Below are 20,698 nucleotides of genomic sequence, written 5' to 3' on the forward strand. Positions count from 1 at the left end.
GCAATGATCATCATAACACAGACAGCAATAAACAATAAAATGGGCACCACCCACGAATGAGTTTTGTCATACAAAACACCAATTAATATGGGCCCTAAAGCAGCAAGCAAATAACCAATTGATTGCGCCATTCCCTATAAAGCAGATGGGGGCCATCCTATCAACCAAACTGGTATTGTTTGGTAATAACAGTTATGACCGTGCGCAAAATCTCCACTCATCTCACGGTCGCTAACCCTTCTCGTATTTATTGAATGATACCATTTGCAGTGACAGTTTTTTAAAAAATCGACCCCCGAAAGTTTTAAAATAATTTAATCTTTTATAGATTGAGAGATTATAGATTACTGATCATATGTTTCAGAGCGTATAGTAAGCAACTACTGAAAACATATGATCGGAAAATCGGTATCGACTAGAATGGAATTGTCCTTTAAATATTCTATTTGATTCTGCATAATTTGACGTACTCATCTCTCCTAATGGTTGGTTGCCTGAATTAAGCAAGATATTTAATAATAGTAACTTAATTTAGAATTTATAGAAAATAACAAAAGATATATTGACATAAAAAAGGTCTTTTTTTATTATTAAAATTGAAACAACGTTCCAAATTTGATTTGTAAGCGGTATCATAGGAGGAGAAATATCCATGGTCAATTCTAAGCCATCAGATAGACACACCAATTCAACAGTTATAAAAGCACTCACTGTTCTTGAGAAGGTTGCTTTTGCAAATGGCGGTATTTCATTAGCTGATTTAGTGAAAGAGTTGGATATGCCAAAAACTACCATTTATCGGCTGATCGAAACATTAAAGCATTGTGATTATATTCATTTAGATGCAAATACTGAAAGATACTTTGTTGGCTGGAAAACGGTACAAATTGGTGTTTCGGGATTGAATAATATTGAAGTTGTCGATATTGCTGCCCCCTATTTGACAAAATTGGCGGAGAAAACAGGAGAAACTGCATTTTTGGCTGGCTACTACAACGGAGAAATTGTTTATCTTTACAAAAAAGAGGGGACGCAGTCCATTCGAACGACAGCTCAGCTTGGGATGAGAAGACCTGTTCATTGCACAGCGGTCGGAAAAGCGATTCTTTCCACTTTCACATGGGAGGAAGTTGAAAAAATTTTAGGGGAAAAAGGGATGAAAAAATATACAGAGAACACCATTACAGATGTTCATAAACTTCGGAAAGAAATACTTGAGATTAAAAGAAACGGTTATGCGATTGACAGGGAAGAAATTGAAATAGGATTAACGTGCTATGCCGTACCTATCTTTAATTTTACTGGAAATATGGCCGGATCAATTGGATTAGGCGGTCCAACAATGAGAATGAGAGAAAATCAAAATGTTTTTACTTCGCAATTAAAAGAAACAGCATTTCAAGTTTCCAGAATGTTAGGATACGTGCCGAAAATAGGGGGGGAGTGAATTGAACGATAACAAAAGGATCGTAGACGAAATTTTGGAAAATGGAAATAAATTGAATAAAGCGGCGATAGCGACAGTCGTTCGTGTAAAGGGATCGGCCTATAAACGAGAAGGGGCCAAAATGCTAATTGATGAAAGCGGTAACACAACTGGCTTAATTTCTGGCGGCTGCCTTGAACCCGATGTTGCCGAAGCTGCTAAGCAGGTTATAGAGAATGGAAAACCTGTGCTAAGACGTTATGATATGGATGAAGATCTCGTCTGGGGGCTTGGGCTAGGATGTCCTGGTACTGTTGATATCTATATTGAAAAAATCAATTTTGATAAATTAAAATTAGATCGCTCGATTGAAAATTTTTCAGAGAATCCATTGATAGCTTGGCTTTCTTGTGTAAAAGAAGAAAAAATGGGTGTTTTAGCGACAATTTTCGATCAATCACCTCGTTCACATACTGGACAGAAGCAAATTTTTGTTTCTGAAAACTATCAAACGGTAGGTAAGCTGGACAATAATGAATTACATCAATTCGTTTGCGATTTTTCGAAAAATCTATTACAAAGTACGAATCCAAAATCGGAAACAAAAACATTCACCTTATCAAACGGAGAAAAAGTCGATGTATTCTTTGATGTAAATATTCCTCCGATTGAATTAATTATTTTTGGCGCAGGCCATGATGCCATTCCGTTAGCAGAGTTTAGTGTTAGATTAGGATTTAATACAACCGTAGTCGATCCAAGATCAGCCTATCTAACAGAAGCTCGTTTTCCAGGTGCGAAAAGAATTTTAGCAGATGCAAGCTCAATTCCGGAAAAGGTGAATGTCAGTTCCAAATCGTATGTGGTCATTATGAACCATCATCTTGAACGAGATATAAATGTTCTGAAACATATACTTAATACGGATGCAAGGTATATTGGGATTTTAGGTCCGCGTTCTAGATGCCAAAAAATATTTAAAGCTCTTCAAATAGACGACATTGACCAATATGATCACATATTTAATCCTGTTGGATTAGATATTGGTTCGGAGTCTCCTCAGGAAATAGCGTTAAGTATTCTTGCTGAGATCATTGCTTTTCGAAACAAGTGTGCGGGCGGATTTTTGCGTGAGAAAAAAAGACCGTCAGTTAGTATCATGAGCAGCTCATAAACAAAATGATCATTTTAATATTCCTAATATTCCCAATATTCAAAATATTGTTATCCTTCTTTAAGGAGGTGATTACAAGGACAAATGATCCTAATCAAAAAATAATTAAGAAATAAAAAAACAGAGGAGGCGAAAAAATGGTTACTGTAAAAAAAGGTTTAGGTGTAAGTTTGAAGCGTAAAGAAGACATAAGACTTTTGACTGGTAATGGACAATTTACCGATGATATTGAAAAACAAGGCATGTTACATTTGGCCATTGTACGGAGTCCTCATGCTCATGCACGTATTGTAAATATTAATGCAAGCAAAGCGAAAAAACTACCTGGAGTAGTAGCTGTTTTAACGGGAGAAGAGGCGCTTCAATATTCAGGACCACTTGCACCGACGATCAATATCTTTAACAAAGTACCAGAAGTGTATGCGATTGCCTATAAAAAGGTTCGCTATGTCGGTGAGCCAGTGGCCGTTATTGCTGCCGAAGACCGATATATTGCTGAAGATGCAGTCGATCTTATTGAAGTAGAATATGAGGTTTTACCAGCTGTTGTGACGATAGAAGATGCACTGGAGCCAAAGGCGCTTCTTTATGAAGAATGGGGCGATAATAAACAATTAGAATCGAGAACTACTATCGGCGATATAGACGATGCATTTGCCGATTCGGAATATGTCTTTGAAGAAACCATTACACATAACCGCTACACTGGAACTCCGATGGAGTCTCGTGTATGTATTGCCGAATACAATCCTGGATCTAAAAAGATGACAGTTACATGCTCGACACAGGCACCTTCTCAAGTTCGCACGCTGATTGCCCAAACATTGCAAATGCCTGAGCATAATATACGAGTTATTGCTCCGGATGTTGGCGGCGGTTATGGTACAAAATTGCAGGCAAATGCAGAAATCATTGCTTGTATCATGGCGCGCATGCTTGGCAAGACGGTTAAATGGACGGAAGACAGAGTAGAGAATATTCTAACTGGAGTTCATTCCAGAGACTATACTTGCACGGTGAAAATTGGGTTTGACAAAGATTTTCGCATCACAGGACTTCAAGCGAAGCTGATTGGAAATATTGGGGTTGATGGAACTTGCCAGGCACCGGGAACGCCTGCTTTATCAGTTGCAGGTGCTTATTTTCCAGGTCCATATAAAGTGCCTGTTTATGACGTAGAAATCATTGGGGTCGTTTCAAATAAAGCGCCTTATGGTGCGCACCGCGGATATGGAAAGGATATTGCCAATTATCCTATTGAGCGGATGATGGATATAGCAGCTCGAAAACTTGGTATATCACCAGAAGAATTAAGACGGCGCAACTTTATAAAGAAAGACGAATTTCCTTATCAACAAATTTCTGGGCCGCTTTATGATAGCGGAGATTTTGATAAACTTATGGATCTCGTAATGGATAAAATCGATTATCAAAACTTTAAAAAGAAACAATTAGAGCTTCGTAAACAAGGCAAGTACATTGGACTTGGAATCGCCGCTATGCTTGAGCCGTCTGGCGCTGCTGTCTTTAATGGCATATTTAATGGTTATCAGGCAGCAACTGTACGAATGACGCCTGAAGGACATTTCCAAGTATTAACCAGCCATCAGAACATAGGTCAAGGGGTTGAAACAACGATTCCACAAGTTGTTTCACAAGTTATGGATGTAGATATAGACGATATTCGATTTGTTTATGGAGATACGGATATTACGCCGTACGGATTAGGTCCATTTTCTTCCAGAGGTGCAACGTATACTGTTTCTGCCGTATATGAAGCTGCCAAGATGTTAAAGGAGAAGCTTTTAAAAATTGCCGGTTATCTGCTTAAGGAAGATCCGGAAAATCTTGAAATGGCAAATGGAACAGTAAGGGTTAAAGGGACGACAAATCCGGAAGCAGCCATCAGTTTAAAAGAAATCGGCAATAAAGTTTATCTATGGCCGGGACCTTATGCGACAGTGCCGGAAGGAATAGATTGTAATTTAGAAGCAACCTATACATGGACGAGTAAAGTAGTGAAGTGGGAGCCTGATGAACACGGGCGAGTCAATCTTTATACGACACATCCGACAGGAGTCTTTGTTGCTCTAGTAGAGGTTGACATTAAAACCGGGCTTGTGAAAGTAGACAAATTCGTTGTTTCCCATGATTGCGGCACAATTATCAATCCTATGATTGCAGATGGACAAATTGCCGGCGGCATCGCACATGGAATTGGCGGCGTGCTGTTAGAAGACCTTGCATATGACAGCAACGGATTAATGACCAACCCTGATTTTCAGCATTACTTATGTCCAACTGCAATGGATGTATCAGACATCGAAACCATTCACATGCAATCCCCATCACCTTTTACACCGCTTGGTACAAAAGGAATGGGAGAAGGCGGAACGATTCCGTCTCCAGCAGCAGTAGCAAATGCCGTAGAAGACGCTTTATCACCTTTTGGTGTAATTGTAAAAGATTTACCAATTACTCCTGAACGAGTTTTAGAATGGATTAAGCAAGGGGAAATGCAAAATGTCAAATCATAATTGGGAAATATACCCTTTAGTGCTTGGAGAAGCAGATGTATCAAAGGTATTAGATACATTTTGGTCGCTGAGCCGTGACAAATCGATGGTAACGGTGCCGATTTTAGCCTGGCTTTTAGTTCCGACATTTAAGGAAGAGCCAATTTTAGTTGACACCGGTTTTCGAGATGCTGAACGCTGCCAGACCGTCCATGGCTTAGGTCCTCATCGGACAAAACCTGAATGGAGCCTTCGCACCCAATTGAAGAACCATGGCTTTACAGCTGAAGAGATAAAAAAAGTAATCCTAACTCACCTTCATTATGATCATGCAGGAGGATGCGCCGAATTTCCGAATGCAAAATTCATCGTCCAACGCACTGAATTGCAGGCTGCTGCGGCACCGATGGTTTCTTCACAGCTGGAAATAGGGGGAGGAGCGTTATTTTACGATAGAAAAGACATTGCAGAATTAATCGACCCTTTATGGTCTCAAGTTCATTTGATCGAAGGGGATACAGAAATTGCTCCTGGAGTGAAATGTTTCTTATTCCAAAACACTCATACGCCAGGCAGCCAAGCAGTTTATGTCCAAACGGAATTCGGCACCGCAGTTATTCTTGGAGACATTGCCAGAAATGTTGAATTAAATATTAATCAAGAAATTCCACCTGGAATATTTTACGATTTAGAGGCTACCTATCGAGCGATGATTAGAATTAAGAGCGAGGCTGATATTGTTCTTCCTAGTCATGATTATGAAGTAGTGAAAAAATATAGAGGCGGACTAAAAGAAGGGACGTCAGTTCATGAAAATTAAAGGAATTGAACGAGTTGCATTAAAGGTAAAAGACATCGATCAATCGATCACATTTTTTTCGAAGCTCTTCGGAACAACTTTTCAGCGTCAAAATGTGCAAATAAACGATTCCGTGATAAAAGTGGCTTTTTCTCCGCTAGGAATTGAACTTTTAGAAGAGGCAAATTTAGAGAAAGAATCATTAAGAAGCTTTCACCTTCGTGTGGAGAACATACAAGACGTTCATCCTGCTGTTTTGGAAGCTGGAGGTGAGATTCTTGCGCACTTTACAGTGGGAGAAATGGAACATATGATTGCGAAAATTGGAGATTTTCGAATTGTATTTGTATCTTACGAAGGTAATGATTCTTTGAAAGCGTTATCTTCCGGAAATTGATAGGTAAGGGGGAAGAATGAATGAAACCAGTTCCATTTGAATATGTGGCTGTTAAAAGTGTAAATGAAGCGATTACCGCACTCGAAAAGTACGGAGACAACACAGTCATTATCGCTGGGGGACAAAGTCTGATGCAGGAAATGAATTTAAGGCAGGCTCGTCCTTCATGCCTAGTTGATATAAATGGGATCACAGATCTTGATTATATTGAAGAAACGGATGATGCCATTAAAATCGGAGCATTAACAAGACACCGCACCGTTGAAAAGTCTGAAATTGTAAAACGATATTGTCCTTTGCTTCAGGAAGCCGTTACCCATATTGCGCATTTCCAGATCCGCAATCGAGGTACAATAGGAGGAAGCCTGAGACAAAATCCGCCAGGCGCTGAATACGGAGTAGTTGCTCGTGTGTTAAATGCTCAGTTTGTCATTGCCGGTCCTGATGGCAAACGCGTACTTTCCGGAGAAGAGTTTTTTGTTAGCCACTTTAAAACAGCAGTGAAACAAAATGAAATCATTGTCGAAATCATATTCCCAAAATTAACAAAGGATACGGGGTATGGATTTTTGGAAGTAACAAGAAGACATGGACATATTCCCATTGTTTCTGCAGCAGTGACTCTTCAGTTAAATGAAGATGACACGGTAAAAGATGCGCAGATAGCTTTAGGGAATGTCAGTCCTCATGGTGTCCCTTACAAAGTGAAATCTGTTTCACAATTGATTGGGAAACCATTTACTCAGGAAATTCTTGATCAACTAGCAAACGATATAAAAAATGAAGTCAATCCAGATCCTGAAGCAGATGCAAAGGCTGGCTATTCATTGCAGCTTTCGAGAATCATGGGACGCCGTGTTTCTGAAATTTCCAGTGCTGAGTATCGAAAAGAAGCGGCATCCGTATTGAGTATTCGGGCTTTACAAAAGGCATACCAACAAATTAAAGGAACATTTCAGTAATGAAGAAAAATAAAAAGTCCCCTTGGTTTTGAATAAGGGTTTGAGGCCGTTTCCCTAACGAAAAAACCAAAGAGGACTCACTTGTATTATAACTCGATAAAAAAATAAAGCAAATGACACTAGTAACAGTCATTACCTGCATTCATCTTTTTGAAAAGAGCTCGAGATGATCGCTGTTCGTTTCATTTTCGAAAATTCAATCATTGACTTTGAACCATTGAAGAAAGGTCATTTGTAGGTGTTGAATCAGACAAAATGGCCGCTATAAAAGGCTTGATCATACCGAGAGACGGCGGTCTTCTTTTTACGATTGCTGTCATCACCGATTGCTGCGGATTTAATTCGGAAATACAGAAGAATTTTTGTAAGTGTACGGAGAACATGTTCGTCTTCACTTGCGGTTACACCGAATGGTCCCAATAGAAGCGACCATGAGACAAATGTAAATTCAAGGGGATTATAACGGGATGTTTCACTTCCTCATAGATAAAAAAACATCCCTTTACCCATATTTCTTCAATATATAGCATTTGTGCGGGGTTTGAAAAAGTTTTAAAGAAAATGTGAGGAAACAACAAATAAATAATGAAAAGTAGGGGGAGGAATTTACATGATAGACAAAACTACTCGCAAAAAAATCACGGTCACTGTCAATGGAACGGTATATGAGCGTGAAGTGAATGTTCGGACATTACTAAGTGACTTTCTCCGGAGAGAATTAGGTTTAACGGGAACACATGTTGGTTGTGAACAGGGGGTGTGCGGCGCTTGTACGATATTGGTGGACGGTCAGGCAGTCCGTTCCTGTTTGCTGTTAGCGGTTCAAGCAGATAATCGCTCCATTACCACCATTGAAGGAATAGGAACGCCTGATCACCTTCATCCGATTCAGGAGGCTTTTTGGGAAAATCATGGTTTGCAGTGCGGGTTCTGTACTCCAGGATTTGTGATATCTGTTTACGAATTTTTAAAAGAAAATCCTGATCCATCCGATGAAGAAATTCGTGAAGCGTTGTCCGGTAATTTGTGCCGTTGTACAGGATATCAAGGAATTATTAAATCGGTAAAAGCAGCTGCAGAAAAATTAAAACAATCGGAATTGGCTGGTTAAATAAATAATCAGGGGCTGCCTCATGAGTTCCTAAAATGAAGGGTTTGGGAGAAATACTACTGTGAAGGACAAAAATAATGGAATAAAATTTGTAAATGTCTTTCATAGAGGCAATGAAGTCCAACAAAAAGCAATTGTATGTGCTGAATGTCCGTCATAAAACTTTTGAAGAACCGAATTCAGAAAGAGAGCATAAGAAAAGTCCTTCATAAGTCTTCTGAAGGATATAAACAAGATAGGAAAATGGTCTGTAAGGTAAGATCCTAAAATGGAGGGGCTCCAAAAAGTCAGTTAACCCTGACTTTTTGGACAGCCTCGTAGTTTTTCAAACTACTAGGAAAATCGCTTCTGCTTTAGATGAGATTGTAACTCATTCTTAAAGACTATCTATGTTCGTATTTGACTTTAACCATAATAAAATCAAGATTCTAGCAAAAGCATATCTGTATGGTGTTGGAATAAAGGAGGTTTATGGAAATGGAAGAACTGCTTCAAACGTACCACTTAAATGAAAACAATTTCAATTGGGATAAAAACCGGTTCATACAAGCATGGCTGATTATGAACACGATACGTGTATTTGAAGATAAAAGCATTCAAATTTACAAAAAAGGACTCATGGGTGGATCACTACACTCATCTATTGGCCAAGAAGCTGTAGCAGCTGGAGTTTGTATGAATTTGAACAAAGACGATTATATTTCCATTACGTATCGGGGACGTGGTCAAGCATTAGCAAAAGGGGCCGAACCTTTTCAATTATTTTCTGAAATTTTAGGGAAGAAGACAGGCTATTGCAAAGGAAAAGGGGGCCCCATGCATATTACATCTCAAGAGCTTGGAATATTAGTAGCGAATGGCATCGTCGGTGCAGGTATTCCAATTGCTGTCGGAGCAGGTTTATCCATCAAAACGTTGAAAAAGAATCAAGTTTCTGTTGCGTTTTTCGGTGATGGGGCGACAAACCAGGGGGCATTTCATGAAGCTCTAAATTTGGCTGCGATCTATAAACTGCCGGTCGTTTTCGTTTGCGAAAACAATCTATATTCAGAAATGACGCCAATTAAAAATGCTGTATTAAATGAGCATTTAGCAGAAAGAGGACTGGCCTATCGCATTCCGTCGATCATCGTGAATGGAAATGATGTGCGAGCTGTATATGAGGTTGCAAAACAAGCTGTGGAACGGGCGCGTTCAGGTGAAGGGCCTACCTTTATAGAAGCCAAAACTTATAGATTGTTAGGACATATGATCGGTGATGCGGAGACGTACCGAACAAAAGAAGAAGTGGAGGAATGGAGACAAAAAGAACCGATCAGATATTTTCGGGATGTATGCTTAAAACAAAATGTATTGAACGAAAAAGAATTAGATGAAATACAACAACAAGTCATACAAGAAATTGACATTGCATATGAACGTGCGATGAAATCTGAAGAACCTGAAATGGAGGAGATCTTTAATGATGTCTACTAATAGAATCATCAGTTATGCCCAAGCAATCAATGAAGCTCTTAAAGAAGAAATGGCATTAGATGATAGAGTAGTCCTTTTAGGGGAAGATATTGGTTCATATGGCGGCGTTTTTAAGGTGACAAAAGGTTTGTTTGATGAATTTGGAAAAGAACGAGTCATCGATACACCTATCTCTGAAACCGGATTTATCGGAGCAGGAGTTGGGGCAGCGATGACGGGGTTAAAGCCGGTCATTGAGATTATGTGGATTGATTTTTCGCTAGTAGCGATGGATCAAATTATTAATCAGGCAGCGAAAATGGCCTATATGTCTGGAGGACAAACGAGCGTTCCGATGGTAATACGTACACAAGGCGGCGGGGGAAGAGGAAATGGCGCCCAGCATTCGCAAAGCCTTGAAACATTATTTGCACATATTCCGGGGCTCAAAGTCGTTGCACCTTCTACCCCTTATGATGCGAAAGGATTATTGAAATCATCCATCCGGGAAGGAAGTCCGGTCATATTTATTGAACATAAAATGCTTTACTCTCAAAAAGGAGAAGTTCCGGAAGAGGAATACACGATTCCTTTAGGAAAGGCAGATATTAAAAGGTCTGGAAAGGATGTTACGATTGTTACGCTGTCAAGAATGGTACAGTTTTCGCTTGAAGCTGCAAAAGAATTAGAAAAAGAAGGAATCGATGCTGAAGTAATTGATTTGCGTACTCTTGTTCCTCTAGATATAGAAACAGTTAAGGAGTCAGTAAAAAAGACGAACCGATTAGTTGTTGTGCATGAAGCGACTCGTTCTTACGGCTGGGGAGCTGAAATTGCTGCCAGAATTCAAGAGGAGGCTTTTGATGATCTGGATGCACCGGTACAAAGAGTGGGGGCGGAAGATGTTCCTGTTCCATATAACTTAAATTTAGAAAAAGAAATGCTCCCGCAAACGAAAGATATCATTCAAGGAGTAAAAAAATCTTTGTATTTACAATTGGAAACAGTGTAATGGCACAGTACAACAATTATTTGAAAGCATTTCTGATAAATAATTGCAATTTATATACACAAAAAGATGCTATCTATGTGTTATGACGAAGGAGGAAAAAAGGTGCGGCAGGAAATTGTACTTCCTAAATTGGATTCATCAATGGAAGAGGCTCGCATAGTTTCATGGGAGGTCAAAATTGGTGATACCATTAAAATAGATGACCCAATTTTAATTGTAGAAACTGAAAAATCCAGTCTTGAGGTTGAATCAGAAGTAGAGGGAACGTTAGAAGAAATTGTTGTGGATGAGGGTGAAACTGTACCAGTAGGAACTGTTCTTGCATATGTATCGAGTGGTAAACATTCCACCGATCAAAAAGGCAGCTCCGATCATAATCCTGTAAAAGAAGAGAACATTTCACCAGGAAAGACTGAAAGAATCCGAGTTTCTCCAGCAGCTAGAAGACTTGCAAAGCAACGCGGAGTAGATCTAACCAAAATTAAAGGTTCGGGACCTAGGGGAAGAGTGATTCTGAAAGATGTGGCGGAAGCTGCTGCAAATGTAGTGAATCAAAGTGTTAAAACAGAAAATAAAGTCATAGCATCGATACATGCTAAAGGGAAAAGGGTTAACCTTACAAGTATGAGAAAAACGATTGCGCAGCGAATGACCGCAAGCTTTATGAATGTTCCTCAATTCCAAATCAAGAAAAGAGTCGATGTATCATCCATCGTGCAATTGCGGCAGGCAGTAGTTTCAAGCATTGAACATTCGGCAGGCGTTCGTTTATCATTTAATGATTTTCTCATACAGGCGGTGGCTTTAACACTGAAGAAATTCCCGAGGGTAAATGCCTCATTCATAGATTCTGAAGGAGATCCTTATATTTTGGAGCATGAAGATATTAATATTGGTCTAGCGGTTGCTATTGATGACGGTCTAGTTGTTCCCGTCATCCATCAGGCAGATCAATTGTCCTTAATCGAGATTGCAGAAAAAAGAACAAAATTGGTTGAGAAAGTGAGAAAAGGCTTATTGAAGCCTGAAGAAATGCGTGGAGGAACCTTCACAATCTCCAATCTTGGCTCAGTTGGAGTTGACGAGTTTGTGGCAATCGTAAATCCTCCTGAAACCGGCATCTTAGCAGTTGGAAATATAATAGAACATCCTGTTTTAACGAATCGTTATGAAACTGAGATAAAGCCGATGATCACATTAAATGCTTCATTTGATCATCGTACAATTGATGGCGCCTACGGTGGAAGATTTATCGCTCAATTATGTGATCAGCTGCAATCAGGTCAATGGAATATCTTTTCAACAGCAAGATCATGAAATCTTTAGGAAGAAAAGGACTTATTTTTATCATGCTTATAACGTTGCCGTGATAAGCATTCGAACATTAAAACAATTTTTTCGGAGAAGGACATAAAGCAAAGCTTTTAATCATGTTATCTTTGACATTGATCTGAGGAATAGGTGCTGGTGCACATCGAAAATATTGTCTGAAGATTTAGAATGAATAGACATAATTTTCAACTTGATAGAAACATATAATAAGATTTCCGTCCATCTCCTTTTTTATAAACCAAGGGCAGCAGGTTTTATAAGCAGTACCGGAGGCAGTACCAGAGTATCACTCATTTTTGAAAATAAGCTTGCTTGAAAAATTGAAACAAATGACGGAGTTTTAGATGGAGTCTCCTCCATCCTCCGCCATTTATATTTTTAGGCGGTAACTAAAAAACAAGTGAGAACTGATTCATCAATGTCTGTATCAAAGAGTTTCAAAAATTCAGAACAACTTGAATTTTCACGAGAAGCTTTTTCTCCAAAATAATGTTCGCATGATAGGAGAGTGTAAAAATGGGCAATATGAACAAAATAACCGATACCCTTCAGCGTCCTCTCCGTGATTTGCGCATTTCAGTTACTGATCGGTGTAATTTTCGCTGCCGCTATTGTATGCCAGCGGAGATTTTTGGTCCTTATTTTCAATTTCTCAAAAATGATCAGTTGCTCAGTTTTGAGGAAATAACTCGACTGGCTCGCATTTTTGCCTCACTTGGCGTCGAGAAAATTCGCCTATCAGGGGGAGAGCCGTTGCTGCGCAAAGAGCTGCCGAAGTTAATTGAAATGCTCGGTTCTATAGAGGGTATTTCTGACATTGCTTTGACTACGAACGGTTCTCTTCTTGCCAAACATTCGAAAGCGTTAAAGGACGCTGGTCTTCACCGTGTCAACGTTAGTTTGGACAGCTTAGATGATAAAGTTTTTCGTCAAATGAACGGCGGCCGCTGTGACGTCAAAACAGTTCTTGAAGGGATTGAAGCGGCCGCAATGGCAGGTATGAAGGTGAAAGTGAATATGGTCGTGCAAAAGGGGATCAATGATCAGGATATTGTGCCCATGGCGCGTCACTTCCGTGGAACCGGACATGTTTTACGCTTTATTGAATTTATGGATGTAGGAAATAGCAACGGCTGGAATCTAACACAAGTGGTATCCAAGCAAGAAATTTTCGAACGTGTGAACGCTGAAATGCCATTAGAACCGATCCCGTCCAATTATTTTGGAGAAGTAGCCTCTCGTTATCGCTATCGCGGCACAAATGAGGAAATAGGCATTATTTCTTCCGTAACGGACTCTTTTTGTTCCACGTGCACAAGAGCTCGCCTCTCAGCGGACGGCAATCTTTACACCTGTTTATTTGCCTCGCAAGGGACAGATTTGCGGGCACAGCTCCGAAGCGGGGCAAAGGATGAAGAAATTAAGAATCTCATTCAAGATGTTTGGAACCGTCGAGCTGATCGTTACTCTGAAGAAAGATTTAACAATACAACGATGCCGAACAAAAAGAAGATAGAGATGTACTATATTGGAGGATAAAACAGAGCGGGGGAGAAAAGAACATATATTTCAGTTATTCGCTATGATAAACAACGAAATTGTCGGTCGACTGAAGGGACAAAAGAACGTATTTTTTCAACTAATGAAAGGCGCAGGATCATTTCAAAATATACAGGTGGTGATTGCATGTTATATATCCCGAATTCTTCCCCTATTCCATTTGAAGAAGCACAACGTCTTATTCTCTCTGCGATACGTCCCCTTCCGGTTATTACCATACCTCTGTCTAAAGCTCTTGGGTACTATCTAGCGGAAACGGTAAGGGCAGATCACGATGTCCCTATTTTTGACCGTTCCACTGTAGACGGTTACGCTCTGCGTGCGGAGGATGTGATCAATGCCAGCGCTTCTAACCCGGTAAAGCTGAAGGTTTTGGAAGATATTCCCACCGGGCATTTACCTCAACAAAAGATTACCCAAGGTACGGCCAGCCGAATTATGAGGGGAGCACCTATCCCCGAAGGTGCAAACGCAGTCGTTATGGTAGAGAAAACTGAGAATGCAGCGGAAGATAGCGAAAGCGTTTTGGTTTATCAATCGGTTAAAATTGGCGACGCTATTGCCAAAAAGGGTCAAGATGTTGAAGAAGAGAGGGATGTCCTCACAAAGGGGACGCTTTTAGGGCCAATTGAACTTGGGCTGCTTCGTTACATTCGGGATTGCATCTGTTCCGGTTTATGCGAAGCCTAAGGTTGTTATTCTTTCAACGGGAAGTGAATTATTGAACGTTGATGAGCCGATCGTCCTTGGAAAGCTCCGTGACAGTAACGGCGTAATGCTGGCCGGTCAAGTGAGTCAAGTAGGAGGCGAACCACAGTTTATTTCGGTATTGCCTAGGACAAAGTAGAAAAGCTGAAAAAAAGATGCTAGAGATTCTTCAGCAGGTGCACATTTTAGTTACAAGCGGTGGCGTGTCCATAGGCGAATATGACTACCTTGGAAAGGTATTTGAAAAAATTATTGCGAAAGTGATATTCTGGAAAACATTAGCTCGCCCTGGAATTCCAGTTTTGTGCGGAGTATGGCAGGATAAGTCGATTTTTGCTTTGTCAGGAAATCCCACTTCGTAATATGTCAATGCCCATCTTTATTTGCTGCCTGCCATACGCTATATGAGCGGTTCTAAAGATCCGCTGCCGAAACGGGTAATGGTGGTATGTGACGAGGCAATTGAAGGGAAGCAAATGCCTCACACCCGGTTTTTACGAGGATTAACGTACGTTTCTCAAACCGGTGAACTAAGAGTGAAAATATCAAAGAAACAAGCTTCTAATGTTCTGTCCAGCTTTCTAGAAAGCAATTGTCTCGTTAAAGTACCTGGGGAAAAAGATTTAATGCAGGTGAGAAAGTGGTAGTGTATTTGCTGGGAGCGGTTGAGGAATTGAGACAGTGACAATGAGTCTGGGGGAGAGATGGTTTGAAAAAGGTTGGGGCAATTATTTTAGCAGCAGGAATGTCAAAACGGATGGGAAAACCAAAGCTGTTATTATCTCTAGGTGGGAAGCCATTATTTCGCTACTCTGTGAACACCGTTGCCGCAGTTGGCTTAAAACCAATTGTTTTGGTCGGAGGCAAACATATTGAAGAGCTGCGCAAACACACATCTGATTTAACAGAAATAGAAATCATTGAGAATCGGGAATATGAATCCGGCATGGCTTCCTCTCTTAAAGCAGGGATTCAGGCTTTAAAGGGACGAACGGATGCAGTCTTCGTATTTTTGGCAGACCAGCCCTTTGTACCTCCAATAGTTATAACGAAATTATTAGAATCATATGATCAATATCGAAAAGAAGGTGTCCGCATTTTCCGCCCTAAGTATAATAATGTACTTGGACACCCTGTATTGTTTGATGCTGAATTATTTGATGAATTTGAGCAAATTCAAGGTGATGAGGGAGGAAAATCAATTCTCCAAAAACATCATTCCAGCTTAATGGCTGTACCGTTTGAAAATTCAGAATGGGGATTCGATATTGACACCACAGAGGATCTGCTCAAACTAAAAAGAAGGACAGCTTTTGTGACACAATGTAGGACTCCATCCGAATAATAAAATGTCTTTTATGTTATTTAACTGTTAATCAAAACGTGACTCAAATAAAGCTCTTTTTAGTTGTTAATTTGGCAAATGAATGGTTGCTTTCGCAGTAAATAGAATAAATGAAGGGAGAGAAAGAAATGGAAAGAAGAAGCAATAGTGTTTATTCAACAATTTGGTGCAATTATACAAGATGTAACCTTTACAAAAAAGTCCTATTCTGCTTTAACCCTGTCAAGTAGATAATGAAAAAAGATTTTATTAAGCTGCGGTTTTTTCACGGTATTCAATCGGAGAAAGGCCGTAGAATTTTTCTTGGAATCGATCTTAATCCTCCTATATGCTTGATCGATTGTTTTAGGACGCACTAAATTCAATTAGTGAGAAGAAACTCTCCAATACAGGCATTATCAAGGCAGTTTCCTGCTCCGGGAATGGCTTCCTTGAATATTTAGCTCCTTTACTTGTTTATCATACTCCTTAGTTGGGGCGATGTACGAAATTACGTCAAAAGGATTGATGAAGTGATTTACACCCCGCATTTATTTGAACAGATTTTTATATTATGGATGATGAGTGGTTTGTCGACCTCTAGTTCTACTCATCATTTTACAAATTTATTGTTTCTTTAACTTAAAAATTTCTAATTCCGTTTCAGTTATTTTATGTGTATTAAACTGAAGTCTATCTTTTATTTCAGAAAGTTGGGTTTGAACTTCAGTGTGATACTCAGATAACTTCCCGGTTTGTTCATAGATGATTTGCTGTTTTTCTTCAATTCGTGAAGTTGTTTCCTTTAGCTCTTGAATAATATTTTCCAAGTTACTTAGACGTTGATTGGCTTTTTGCTGCCCATTTTCCAAAATGCTTAAACGTTGATTGGCTTCTTGCTGCCCATTTTCCAAAATGCTTAAACGTTCATTGGCTTTTTGTTGTTCATCCTTGATCCCTCTTAACTCTATTAAAATTTGTTCAAGTATTTTTTCATTCACAAAGATCACCCTTTCGATCAATTTAGTATACTCGAAAGTAGTTCATATCAATATTCATTATAGAATATGTCTGAAATATACTCAATTGAATTAACTAATATAAGTAACAAGAAGCGTTCGGAAAATCAGACTTTGGAGAATACATAGTTGGCGGATATATATCGAGTTCATTCAATCCTTTACGTCCGTCTCCTGGTATCTGTATTTAAGTAATGAGAAAATTCGCAGCGAATAATAAAATGACCTAGGAAACCTATTTTTAAGGGTGCTGCAAATTCTAGAACATTTATGATAGAATAATAGAAAATGACTTCTGTTCGGTGCCTAGCACACACCAAAGGATCTTGTAGATTGTTAGAAGAATAGGGAAAGAGGACCAATGATATCACCAAAAATCTCTTGGCTTTCTTTCTATTTTTATTTCCGAAAGATGAAAAAGCGATAAAAAAGCTAACTAAAAATGATAAAGTATTCGGAAGACTTTGTAACCCATTAGAAGCAAGAGACGCGAAATTTGGTGATTTAGCAGGAATTTACGGCTATGACATTTACCATCAGGGAATAAACTGAACGCGAGAAAATTTCTATAATCAACTTAAAGGGGATATGAAAGCAAATAAAATTAAACCTCCCAAACAAAGAAAATAACATAAAGACGAAAACAAATCTTTCAACGATAATGATTACGATTCTCAACTACCTGCCGCTTCCTCACGAAACTGACCGTTTACGTACTGTGTTTTACATCCAAGATTCTTCTTGTGGAGTTCACATCGAATAAATCTTAATTTTACAATACTAGTGCTAGTCATGTATAATATATAAAGAGAATCCGTATAATCAAAAGTAATACCGAAGATGCTGCAACATCTTCGGCCATGCAATAGACGGTTCCCTGCAAGGGGGATCGGCACAACAGGAAGGAAATAATCCACCCAACGTCCGTCAACTCAAGGGTGGATTATTTCTTTTGATTGTAAGACAGTATTGAAACGATTAAGCTTGTAAATGCTATTGCAAACATTAACGCTTCAAATACCGTCATCGGCATCACCCCTTCTCTAAGGGGTATAATGCCGTCCACCCTTGAGTTTCCCGCACTATTGCTTTTATATTATATCATAGATTATGGAATAAAATTTAACGCATTCATAGAAAAAAGAGTAGGACTGTGCACTGTCACACCCTAAACTTTGTCCATGGATTGGAATACAGTAAACTTCCGCCATCCACGATCTTCATAATCCTCAACTACCCGCTATACCTGAACGAAACTGACCGTTTTCACACAGATTAAGAACACATTTTCTGGAATCTGCATCATGAATTCCAAGGGATTCTTTTTATTAACAACCATATCAAGTTAAACGTATGCCTTGTTTGCAATCATCAGATGAAGCCGTAGCTTGAATATGTTATTATTTAAGAGAAAGGCGGAAGATTGGAAATAGGTGATTGGTTTGACAAATACAAAGAATCGATCATGTTGTCGTATCATAACGCATTTCGTCTATTGCTGCACTTAAAAAATGTGATTTCGCATCTCAACAATTGACAAATGAAGACGAATAAATGAAGAAGTGTTTAGGGATTCGATTGTGAAAAAATATGAGATTTTAGAAGATCAACTTTGGAAGCTTTTATCAAAAATTTTTAAGTCATCCGGACCTGAACTAAAAAGTCCGCGGGAATGTTATCGTCAAGCTTTTAAGGAAGGGTGGATTGAAAATATTGATGTATGGAACGATATGTTGAGTTCGCGAAATGCAACTACACATGTGTATAACCAAGAAGATTATGAGGAATTAAAAAATAAAATCGTAAATGAATATTTTCATCAAATCGAAGCGTTGCTAAAAAAATAAAAGAAGAAATGATTGATAGCGATGTATGGAATTAATAAAAAAGTATTTGAATCGTATTAAAAAGATATGCTCCAGGACTTTTAACAGGTATTTTATTAAATATTCCTATTAACAGTTTCATTCTTTATCAATTTTTTCAAAGGAACGAATTAACATTTAAAGAATTAACTTTATCAATACTCATAGTAGGAGGGGCATTATTAAGTTTTATCCCTGTTTTATTCAAAATAGGAAAACTGTTACCAAATTAGAATAAGCACCTAGTATACCCCGAAGTATGTCAAAGGATGTTAGAATATGAGAAAAAGAGAGTCCGTATTTCTAAATAAATCAATGGACTCTCTTTTGTTAGTATCTTGATTTTTCCTCTAAACTACTCTTTTTTGAATTTCAGTCAAAGTGGTTCGAAGGGGCGTTAGCCGACATACTTTTGCAAAATTCGGTCGATGGAAAAACCGTAAGCTTCTCCAAACAAATTGAGATGAACAAGCAAATAATATAATTGATATAGTTCTTTTCTTTCCTTATATTCTGGTGATAGCGGTTGAATATCATTATAGGCATCATAAAATAATGGTGGAAATCCACCAAATAATTCTGTAAAGGCGATTTCAAATTCATAATGGCCATAAAACACAGACGGATCAATAAGGTAAGGGATTCCTTTATCACCGACGATCCAATTCCCTCCCCAAAGGTCGCCATGCAGTAAAGAAGGGCGACATAGCTTCGGAAGCCAGCGGTCTAGGGAAACTAACAATTTATCTAGTTTTTGTCGTCGGACTATTGGCATTTTACTTTGCTGTTCGGCTAATTGAATTTGGGGGAGGAGGCGGCAGTTTACAAAATAATCTATCCAATTTTCATATAATCCATTTGCTTGTGGCAGCCGACCGATATAATTGTCATGTGCTAAACCAAAATGCTGCCCATAACATTGGTGGAGTTTAGCAACTGCTTGTCCAAGCCACATTGATGTTTGGTTTGTTTTTTCTCCTTCAATCCATTCAAGCAGCAACAAGCCATATGCCCCGCTTTTTTCTTCCATGACGTAATAGACTTTTGGAACTTTCACGACATTCGTTTTTTGAAGCAATTCAAGACCAACGGCTTCACTTTTGAAAAAGCGCGGAGGGTTGTTTTCGTTTACTTTGACAAAATACGGCCGCTTTTCACTTTTTACATAGTATGCTGAATTTATATCTCCCCCAGTTATGCGTTTGCAATCGATGATAGCTGTATCGTCACCAATTTCGTTCAGCACTTTTGGTAAAGTGGCTACAATGTCCATGTTTTCATTCCTCCACTTTTAATTGTTCATCTATTTCCCTTAAAACATCACCAATTTTTCGGTGATGAATAACGACATCTGCCCATTCATCCAATTCCGTCGGTTCCATATTGATTATGACGAACTTGGAACCATTTCGTTTTGCCAAAAGCGGCAGCTGATTGGCAGGAGATACTTGTAATGAAGAGCCTAAAACGATCAACAATTCCGCTTTTTGTGCTACTGACCATGCTTGCTCGATCGCATCGGTTGGCAGCGATTCCCCAAATAAGACAACGGATGGCCGCAAAAAACCGCCACACGTACAATGAAATTGTTCATGTATGTATAAATCGCTATCGTACACTTGATGACAACGTTGACAATGTATCGTTCTTAACGATCCGTGAAGCTCGATCACGTTTTCACTTCCTGCTTGCTTGTGAAATCCGTCTACATTTTGCGTAACGATGTTTTGAACGATTCCTCGTTTTTGCCACTTCGCTAGAATCATATGTCCTAGATGCGGTTTGCATTCGTGAAGCGTACGAATCCGATACTGATAAAAGGAAATAAAATCGTCCCGATTGTGCTTAAGTGCAAATGTACTTGCTAGCTGTTGAGGATTTTTCTTGCTCCATAGTCCAGCCTTAGCCGAACGAAAATCAGGAAGTCCGCTTTCTGTAGACATGCCAGCTCCTGTTAGCACCACCGTATATTGAGACACCTTTAACCATTTCGTTAACATGTTTCCACCTTCCTCACGTGTTTCCAAAGTGAATGGGG

General features: G+C 39.1%; 21 protein-coding genes and 1 pseudogene. 16 read left to right on the top strand and 6 right to left on the bottom strand.

Features of this window, described 5'->3' with window-relative positions:
- The first annotated feature begins 652 nt into the window (after window positions 1–652).
- The 6 genes from J2S06_RS14175 to J2S06_RS14200 all read left to right on the top strand — a co-directional run bounded on the left by J2S06_RS14175 (window position 653) and on the right by J2S06_RS14200 (window position 7,274).
- A complete protein-coding gene (locus tag J2S06_RS14175; RefSeq protein WP_419152703.1) occupies window positions 653–1,447 on the top strand; it encodes an IclR family transcriptional regulator in 795 nt (264 codons plus the stop codon).
- Between the two features lies 1 nt (window position 1,448).
- Entirely contained in the window at window positions 1,449–2,600 is a 1,152-nt protein-coding gene (locus tag J2S06_RS14180) for an XdhC family protein (protein WP_419152704.1), read from the top strand.
- A 137-nt stretch (window positions 2,601–2,737) separates the two neighbouring features.
- On the top strand, window positions 2,738–5,137 hold the full coding sequence (locus tag J2S06_RS14185) for a xanthine dehydrogenase family protein molybdopterin-binding subunit (protein WP_419152705.1): 2,400 nt from the start codon (window positions 2,738–2,740) through the stop codon (window positions 5,135–5,137).
- Complete coding sequence (locus tag J2S06_RS14190) at window positions 5,124–5,936, top strand: N-acyl homoserine lactonase family protein (protein ID WP_419152706.1); 813 nt, start codon at window positions 5,124–5,126, stop codon at window positions 5,934–5,936. The genes J2S06_RS14185 and J2S06_RS14190 overlap by 14 nt, the downstream gene beginning before the upstream one ends.
- Window positions 5,926–6,312: a VOC family protein gene (locus J2S06_RS14195; protein ID WP_419152707.1), complete on the top strand. Its 387-nt coding sequence runs from the start codon at window positions 5,926–5,928 to the stop codon at window positions 6,310–6,312. Before J2S06_RS14190 ends, J2S06_RS14195 begins: the two co-directional genes overlap by 11 nt.
- A 20-nt stretch (window positions 6,313–6,332) precedes the next feature.
- A complete protein-coding gene (locus J2S06_RS14200) occupies window positions 6,333–7,274 on the top strand; it encodes an FAD binding domain-containing protein (RefSeq protein WP_419152708.1) in 942 nt (313 codons plus the stop codon).
- 200 nt (window positions 7,275–7,474) lie between these two features.
- Here the strand turns inward: J2S06_RS14200 and J2S06_RS14205 are convergent, their stop codons facing one another.
- Window positions 7,475–7,669: a hypothetical protein gene (locus tag J2S06_RS14205; RefSeq protein ID WP_419152709.1), complete on the bottom strand. Its 195-nt coding sequence runs from the start codon at window positions 7,667–7,669 to the stop codon at window positions 7,475–7,477.
- Between the two features lie 215 nt (window positions 7,670–7,884).
- On the opposite strand from J2S06_RS14205, the gene J2S06_RS14210 reads away from it, so the two are divergent.
- The 9 genes from J2S06_RS14210 to J2S06_RS14250 all read left to right on the top strand — a co-directional run bounded on the left by J2S06_RS14210 (window position 7,885) and on the right by J2S06_RS14250 (window position 15,797).
- Entirely contained in the window at window positions 7,885–8,385 is a 501-nt protein-coding gene (locus tag J2S06_RS14210) for a (2Fe-2S)-binding protein (RefSeq protein WP_063386354.1), read from the top strand.
- A gap of 477 nt (window positions 8,386–8,862) precedes the next feature.
- Window positions 8,863–9,861, top strand: a complete 999-nt coding sequence (locus J2S06_RS14215) for a thiamine pyrophosphate-dependent dehydrogenase E1 component subunit alpha (protein WP_419152710.1) — start codon at window positions 8,863–8,865, stop codon at window positions 9,859–9,861.
- On the top strand, window positions 9,851–10,852 hold the full coding sequence (locus J2S06_RS14220) for an alpha-ketoacid dehydrogenase subunit beta (protein ID WP_419152711.1): 1,002 nt from the start codon (window positions 9,851–9,853) through the stop codon (window positions 10,850–10,852). The genes J2S06_RS14215 and J2S06_RS14220 overlap by 11 nt, the downstream gene beginning before the upstream one ends.
- 102 nt (window positions 10,853–10,954) lie before the next feature.
- The gene (locus J2S06_RS14225) at window positions 10,955–12,169 is read left to right on the top strand and encodes a dihydrolipoamide acetyltransferase family protein (protein ID WP_419152712.1); all 1,215 of its coding nucleotides are present in this window, start codon (window positions 10,955–10,957) and stop codon (window positions 12,167–12,169) included.
- A 540-nt stretch (window positions 12,170–12,709) separates the two neighbouring features.
- Window positions 12,710–13,723, top strand: a complete 1,014-nt coding sequence (gene moaA, locus J2S06_RS14230) for a GTP 3',8-cyclase MoaA (protein ID WP_419152733.1) — start codon at window positions 12,710–12,712, stop codon at window positions 13,721–13,723.
- Window positions 13,724–13,870: 147 nt separating this feature from the next.
- Window positions 13,871–14,434 carry a MoeA family protein gene (locus tag J2S06_RS14235; RefSeq protein ID WP_419152713.1) on the top strand — a complete coding sequence of 188 codons (564 nt, stop codon included), beginning with the start codon at window positions 13,871–13,873 and terminating at the stop codon, window positions 14,432–14,434.
- A gap of 173 nt (window positions 14,435–14,607) precedes the next feature.
- Window positions 14,608–14,814: a molybdopterin-binding protein gene (locus J2S06_RS14240; RefSeq protein WP_419152714.1), complete on the top strand. Its 207-nt coding sequence runs from the start codon at window positions 14,608–14,610 to the stop codon at window positions 14,812–14,814.
- A gap of 114 nt (window positions 14,815–14,928) precedes the next feature.
- Window positions 14,929–15,099: a hypothetical protein gene (locus J2S06_RS14245; protein WP_419152715.1), complete on the top strand. Its 171-nt coding sequence runs from the start codon at window positions 14,929–14,931 to the stop codon at window positions 15,097–15,099.
- A gap of 62 nt (window positions 15,100–15,161) precedes the next feature.
- Window positions 15,162–15,797, top strand: a complete 636-nt coding sequence (locus J2S06_RS14250) for a nucleotidyltransferase family protein (RefSeq protein ID WP_419152716.1) — start codon at window positions 15,162–15,164, stop codon at window positions 15,795–15,797.
- Between the two features lie 249 nt (window positions 15,798–16,046).
- On the opposite strand, the pseudogene J2S06_RS14255 reads toward J2S06_RS14250, so the two are convergent.
- The 3 genes and pseudogenes from J2S06_RS14255 to J2S06_RS14265 form a co-directional block, all read right to left on the bottom strand.
- A pseudogene (locus J2S06_RS14255) lies at window positions 16,047–16,270 on the bottom strand (IS3-like element ISBth8 family transposase); the annotation flags it as partial.
- 132 nt (window positions 16,271–16,402) lie between these two features.
- Window positions 16,403–16,777, bottom strand: coding sequence for a hypothetical protein (locus tag J2S06_RS14260; protein WP_419152717.1), 375 nt, complete (start codon window positions 16,775–16,777; stop codon window positions 16,403–16,405).
- A gap of 961 nt (window positions 16,778–17,738) precedes the next feature.
- Entirely contained in the window at window positions 17,739–17,861 is a 123-nt protein-coding gene (locus J2S06_RS14265) for a putative holin-like toxin (protein ID WP_419152718.1), read from the bottom strand.
- Window positions 17,862–18,375: 514 nt separating this feature from the next.
- Here J2S06_RS14265 and J2S06_RS14270 point away from each other — a divergent pair.
- Window positions 18,376–18,642, top strand: coding sequence for a nucleotidyltransferase substrate binding protein (locus J2S06_RS14270; protein WP_419152719.1), 267 nt, complete (start codon window positions 18,376–18,378; stop codon window positions 18,640–18,642).
- 415 nt (window positions 18,643–19,057) lie between these two features.
- On the opposite strand, the gene J2S06_RS14275 is transcribed toward J2S06_RS14270, so the two are convergent.
- Window positions 19,058–19,933, bottom strand: coding sequence for a fructosamine kinase family protein (locus J2S06_RS14275; RefSeq protein WP_419152720.1), 876 nt, complete (start codon window positions 19,931–19,933; stop codon window positions 19,058–19,060).
- 4 nt (window positions 19,934–19,937) lie between these two features.
- A complete protein-coding gene (locus J2S06_RS14280) occupies window positions 19,938–20,660 on the bottom strand; it encodes an NAD-dependent deacylase (RefSeq protein ID WP_419152721.1) in 723 nt (240 codons plus the stop codon).
- Between the last annotated feature and the right edge of the window lie 38 nt (window positions 20,661–20,698).

The sequence above is a fragment of the Bacillus alveayuensis genome (assembly GCA_030812955.1).
Lineage (GTDB): Bacteria > Bacillota > Bacilli > Bacillales > Aeribacillaceae > Bacillus_CB > Bacillus_CB alveayuensis.

Excerpts from the sequence above, each read along its gene's own strand:
- J2S06_RS14175 (WP_419152703.1), top strand. The coding sequence starts at position 653 with ATGGTCAATTCTAAGCCATCAGATAGACACACCAATTCAACAGTTATA.
- J2S06_RS14185 (WP_419152705.1), top strand. The coding sequence starts at position 2,738 with ATGGTTACTGTAAAAAAAGGTTTAGGTGTAAGTTTGAAGCGTAAAGAA.
- J2S06_RS14190 (WP_419152706.1), top strand. The coding sequence starts at position 5,124 with ATGTCAAATCATAATTGGGAAATATACCCTTTAGTGCTTGGAGAAGCA.
- J2S06_RS14195 (WP_419152707.1), top strand. The coding sequence starts at position 5,926 with ATGAAAATTAAAGGAATTGAACGAGTTGCATTAAAGGTAAAAGACATC.
- J2S06_RS14200 (WP_419152708.1), top strand. The coding sequence starts at position 6,333 with ATGAAACCAGTTCCATTTGAATATGTGGCTGTTAAAAGTGTAAATGAA.
- J2S06_RS14210 (WP_063386354.1), top strand. The coding sequence starts at position 7,885 with ATGATAGACAAAACTACTCGCAAAAAAATCACGGTCACTGTCAATGGA.
- J2S06_RS14215 (WP_419152710.1), top strand. The coding sequence starts at position 8,863 with ATGGAAGAACTGCTTCAAACGTACCACTTAAATGAAAACAATTTCAAT.
- J2S06_RS14220 (WP_419152711.1), top strand. The coding sequence starts at position 9,851 with ATGTCTACTAATAGAATCATCAGTTATGCCCAAGCAATCAATGAAGCT.
- moaA (WP_419152733.1), top strand. The coding sequence starts at position 12,710 with ATGAACAAAATAACCGATACCCTTCAGCGTCCTCTCCGTGATTTGCGC.
- J2S06_RS14235 (WP_419152713.1), top strand. The coding sequence starts at position 13,871 with ATGTTATATATCCCGAATTCTTCCCCTATTCCATTTGAAGAAGCACAA.
- J2S06_RS14240 (WP_419152714.1), top strand. The coding sequence starts at position 14,608 with ATGCTAGAGATTCTTCAGCAGGTGCACATTTTAGTTACAAGCGGTGGC.
- J2S06_RS14245 (WP_419152715.1), top strand. The coding sequence starts at position 14,929 with ATGCCTCACACCCGGTTTTTACGAGGATTAACGTACGTTTCTCAAACC.
- J2S06_RS14275 (WP_419152720.1), bottom strand. The coding sequence starts at position 19,933 with ATGGACATTGTAGCCACTTTACCAAAAGTGCTGAACGAAATTGGTGAC.
- J2S06_RS14280 (WP_419152721.1), bottom strand. The coding sequence starts at position 20,660 with ATGTTAACGAAATGGTTAAAGGTGTCTCAATATACGGTGGTGCTAACA.